The organism is Bauldia litoralis (genome assembly GCF_900104485.1).
Taxonomy (GTDB): domain Bacteria; phylum Pseudomonadota; class Alphaproteobacteria; order Rhizobiales; family Kaistiaceae; genus Bauldia; species Bauldia litoralis.
Genome location: NZ_FMXQ01000026.1, coordinates 1 through 4,553 on the forward strand (window position 1 = coordinate 1; position 4,553 = coordinate 4,553).

Here is a 4,553-nt window from a genome sequence, read left to right on the forward strand (position 1 = left end):
CTGGCGGAGGGAGAGAAACCCGGCTCCAACGTTCTCCACGCCCGACACTATCCACTAGCGAAATGCACAGCCATTTGAAAGCGTGGCACAGTCACGCTTCGGCAGTTCGGTGGAATATCATAGCCTCGCGAATCCTCTGCCTGAGCCATTCATGCGCTGCGTCCGACTGGTGGCGGCTGTGCCAGTACAGCATCACGTCGATGGGCGGCGGCGCAAAAGGCATCTGGTAGATCTCAAGGTCCAATAGCGCGGCGACGCGTGCGGCGAATTGCTCCGGCAGGTTTCCGATCAGATCGGCTTCCGCTACCGCGAGGGCGACGGCGTGGAAATGCGGCACGGTCACGGCAATTCTTCGCGAAAGTCCTTTTTCCTTTAGCGGTTGGTCCACGCTACCGCTGAGCGATCCGTCCATTGACATCAGCACCTGCGGCAGCGCGCAGAAAAGGTCCGGCGGGATCATGTCGCCGGGTCGCAGGCCCGCTTCGGCAATGACGGGATGTCCCCGACGTACGAGCGTCACCATGACCGAACGATACAATCGTTGGCTCGAGACCCAGTCAGGCATCACCGATCCAGAATCCACCGCCATTTCCACGGCTCCTTCCGAAATCAGTCGCGCGACAGCGGAACTGGGATGGTCGAGCATCTGGATTGTCAGGCCGGGGGCGCTCTCGCGAACGGCGCGGGCAAGTCCTGGCATCAGCAGCGTCGAGAAGTAGTCCGAGCCGACGATTCGGAAGATGCGCTTGGCCGTCCCTGGATCGAAACAGGCAACGTTGCCGAGCGCGTCCTCGATCCCACGCAATGCGGTGCGGATCGGCTCCGCCAACTGCTCCGCCCGCATGGTCGGCACCATGCGATTTCCCTCGCGGACGAAAAGCGCATCACCGACGATGTGGCGAAGGCGACCCAGCGCTGAGCTGACAGCTGGCTGGCTGAGCCCCACCCTGTCGCCTGCGCGCGTCGTGTTCAGCTCGAGAATCATCGCGTCGAACACGCGCAGGAGGTTCAGATCGACCGCCGCCCAATTCATCACGCCTATAGCCGCGATACAGTCATTCAATTTCCCTGAGGACCGGACTGAAGCTACGTCACTCCCGTGCCCCGAGCAACAAACCGCGGGGCTATTCAGAAAACACAGGAGACCTGCGATGTACGACGTCGCAATCGTTGGTGCGCGCTGCGCCGGTTCCGCTCTCGCGCTGATGCTGGCACGATCGGGCGCACGCGTTCTGCTCATCGACCGCACCACCTTTCCCAGTGACACTATGTCGGGGCACTTCATCCATCCTGCCGGGGTGTCCTGCCTGCGCAGGCTTGGTCTTTACGAGGATCTTCTCGCGCTCGGCTATCCCGCGCAGGAAACGATGACAGTGGATTTCGGTGCCGCGATTTTGTCGGGAAAGCCGGCGGCCATGCCGGACGGCACCACCGAGGGCTTCGCGCCGCGCCGGTTCCGTTTCGACCCTCAGCTCGCCGAAGCTGCTGTCGCGGCGGGTGCTGAGCTGCGCGAAGGTGTGAGTTTCGTTGCGCCGCTTATAGAAGACGGGCGCGTCGTCGGAATGACGACGAGCGCTCATTCCGGCGAAAACGATGTGAGGGCGTGGCTGGTCGTCGGCGCCGACGGAAAGCGTTCCCGCGTGGCGCGCATGGTCGGTGCAGGGTCTTACGATGTCTGCGAGGCGAGGACCTGCGCCTACTATACCTATTGGACAGGCGCGGATGTCGCCTCGACCCGGCTCTTTATCCGGGACGGCCTGTTCGCGGTCACCGTGCCCTGCGGCGACGGCTCGACCTTCCTCGCGGTACAGTGGCCGCGGAGCCGTTTCGCAGAGGTTCGCAGCGACATCGAGGGCCACACGCGGCGGACAATCGCCTCCATACCGTGGCTGTCAGAGCGCTTCGCCGGCGCTCGCCCGGTGCAGCGGTATGTCGGCAGCGGTGACCTCGATTCATTCTTCCGGACGGCGTTCGGTCGAGGCTGGGCCCTCATCGGCGATGCCGGAAACCATAAGGACCCGATCACAGCCCAGGGAATGACCGATGCGTTCCTTGACGCCGAGCTCCTTGCGACGGCGCTGATCGATGGCCTCGGTGGGCGACGCGACCTCGACGTCGCCCTCTCGGAGTTCGGCCGGGCGCGCGATCGGCGTTCCATGCCGATGCATCGGGTGACGGCCGATCTCGCACGGCTTGTACTGCCGCCGCCGGAGGCACTTGCCGGAATGGCGGCGATGTCGGCCGATCCGATCGCGGTTGGCCGCTTCCTCGGCGTCATGGCCGGCAGCGTGCCGCCAGAGGAGGTTTTCGGGCCGCCGGCAGAACAAATGGCGGCCGCCTGACCGCAACGGGACGCGACCGCGCACTGACCGGCGGCGTCGGTTCTCCATCCATAAACTAAAGAACACGTTGGGAATCATCATCAACGCCGCGAACATCATCTACGCTGTTGCCTACTTCACGCGCCAATCTCGACACCGACTCGGGAGAGCTGGAACGAACCCCTCGGTGCCGACACGATCCGTTCGCTAGGTGAGAAGACCCGCTTATCGCGCCGGGGTGCTCGACCGGTCGCACCCGGCGCTACCGTTTGCGGTCGATCGAATGACACCAAGGGGACAGCTGGCTCGCTACGACGGTGAGGTCATTGCGGCGCTCCGCGACGATTGAGACTCGGTGTCGCCGGCGCGCCAACCGATTGCAACTGTCTTGAGCAGAGTTACTGCAGTCATGGAAGCGCTGCATTCTCAGGCGGACATCCTAGAACGCAATTCTGATGCCTCTCTTGATCATAACACCGAACGTCCTGGCGGGGTGTGAGATTTGGATTTCAGGGCCTCAATCGGATGGGCGAGAGACTGGCAGATTTCTGCGCTTCCTATGGTCGCTAGAACCGCCGCAACCCCGAAACCCCCGCGTTGAAGAAGCGCCAGCGTCTCCGAAGCGAGACGAGGAGTCAGTTCACCGGCTGACGATGGGCGACAGAGCGTCGCCGTCTGGCCCGACCACAGGGACATGAAGTCGCCAGATCCCGCGCTTTCGGTCGCCGTGCGAAGCGGCGCCAGGGCGCCGCCGGCAAGCGGGAAGGCGGGGGCCAGGTCGGTCATCGGTCCCACTTCGCGCATCACGCGGTTGACGATTCCGCGGGCCGGCCGTCCGGTGAAGACATTTGTCAGGGCCGTCTCGCCGGCGACTTCACCAGCGAGCGCCGCACGGTGCGGGCCCGCGATCCGCGCCTCGAGGGAGAAAAGATAAGCCGTGCCGATCTGCACCGCCGCTGCACCCAGAACCAACGCGGCGAGATGCCGCGTGCGTCGGCAATGCCGCCGGCGGCGATCACCGGAACGCGGACCGCATAATGGAAGCTGACCACCTCAGGGCGCAGTTCCTCGACGACCGCGCAGGCCTCCTCGTCGAAAGGAGTACGGCTCGATCTCGGCACAGGCGCCGCGGGATCGAGCCCCAGCTCGGCATAGTAGGATTCGAGCCGACCGCGCCAAGCGGCCTCCTGGCCGGCGTCGAACGTGGGCGGGGCATGGCAGAAGAAGTTAACGTTGATCGGCTTCGTCGTCCCCTGTGCCGCAAACTCGGTTCGCAACTGGTCTGTGCCCATCGTCGCACATGGCAGCGAGCCGCGACCGCCCGCCTCGGCGACCGCGATCACCATGTCTGAGAACATCGGTCCCGCCATGGGAGCCTGCACGATCGGGACTTCGACGCCGAACAGATCCAACAGTCGGGAATCAGGCCACATTTCCTGCGATGTCATTGCTGGCATTGATCCACCTATGCGGCCAACGTAACGGACAAGTGCAAGAAGGTCCGGGCTCTAAATCTCCGTGGAGGAAAAACTCAGGACAGGTCAGGCGAGACCGTTGCATCGCGACCCCCCTTGACTCTCCAACGATGGGAGGGTGCAGAAGAGATTCAGACCGCGGCGTCTCTGGACACGAATGGAGCCATCCGATGAATATTGGTGAAGCCTCGAAGGCAACAGGCGTCTCGGTGAAGATGCTGCGCTACTACGAAGAGATCGGTCTCGTCCGTCCGGCCCTGCGGTCCCATTCGGGCTACCGTGTCTACTCGGAGAAGAACATCGCGATGCTGCGCTTTGTGCGCCGGGCACGCGATCTCGGCTTCCAGGTTAAACAGATCGCCGCCCTGTTGGATCTCTGGCAGAACGGCAACCGCGCGAGCGCCGACGTGAAGTCACTCGCGCTCGACCATGTCCGCGAACTCGAGCAGCGCCGCCGCGAACTCGATGAGATGATCGGCACTCTCGTGCATCTTGCGCATCACTGCCACGGCGACGAGCGGCCCGATTGCCCGATCCTCACGGGCCTCAGCGCCCAGAACGAGACTCCGCCGAAGGCGATGAAAAAGAAGGCTCTGCATCGGAGCTTCGCTGCCGTCGGCTGACGCCAACCGGCCGACACTTTGGCAGGGCGCTGGCTCTCGGCAGCGCCATCACCAATGGCACAGAGAGGTCAGCCATGATCGACCTGATCTAGATAAAACGCAGTGCGTGCCGCAAAGACGAAAAAGGTGGAGTG

General features: G+C 63.5%; 3 protein-coding genes and 1 pseudogene. 2 read left to right on the forward strand and 2 right to left on the reverse strand.

Going from position 1 to position 4,553, the window contains the following annotated elements; genetic code table 11:
• Positions 1-91: 91 nt before the first annotated feature.
• Positions 92-1,033 carry a LysR family transcriptional regulator gene (locus tag BLT60_RS23895; protein ID WP_175478632.1) on the reverse strand — a complete coding sequence of 314 codons (942 nt, stop codon included), beginning with the start codon at positions 1,031-1,033 and terminating at the stop codon, positions 92-94.
• Between the two features lie 118 nt (positions 1,034-1,151).
• Here BLT60_RS23895 and BLT60_RS23900 point away from each other — a divergent pair, with 118 nt between their 5' ends.
• Positions 1,152-2,342, forward strand: coding sequence for an FAD-dependent oxidoreductase (locus BLT60_RS23900; protein ID WP_090881447.1), 1,191 nt, complete (start codon positions 1,152-1,154; stop codon positions 2,340-2,342).
• A 573-nt stretch (positions 2,343-2,915) separates the two neighbouring features.
• On the opposite strand, the pseudogene BLT60_RS23905 reads toward BLT60_RS23900, so the two are convergent.
• A pseudogene (locus tag BLT60_RS23905) lies at positions 2,916-3,754 on the reverse strand (NAD(P)H-dependent flavin oxidoreductase); the annotation flags it as partial.
• Positions 3,755-3,966: 212 nt separating this feature from the next.
• Between BLT60_RS23905 and cueR the strand changes: the two are divergent.
• Entirely contained in the window at positions 3,967-4,419 is a 453-nt protein-coding gene (gene cueR / locus BLT60_RS23910; RefSeq protein ID WP_090881450.1) for a Cu(I)-responsive transcriptional regulator, read from the forward strand.
• Positions 4,420-4,553 lie beyond the last annotated feature (134 nt).

Excerpts from the sequence above, each read along its gene's own strand:
- BLT60_RS23900 (WP_090881447.1), top strand. The coding sequence starts at position 1,152 with ATGTACGACGTCGCAATCGTTGGTGCGCGCTGCGCCGGTTCCGCTCTC.
- cueR (WP_090881450.1), top strand. The coding sequence starts at position 3,967 with ATGAATATTGGTGAAGCCTCGAAGGCAACAGGCGTCTCGGTGAAGATG.
- BLT60_RS23895 (WP_175478632.1), bottom strand. The coding sequence starts at position 1,033 with ATGAATTGGGCGGCGGTCGATCTGAACCTCCTGCGCGTGTTCGACGCG.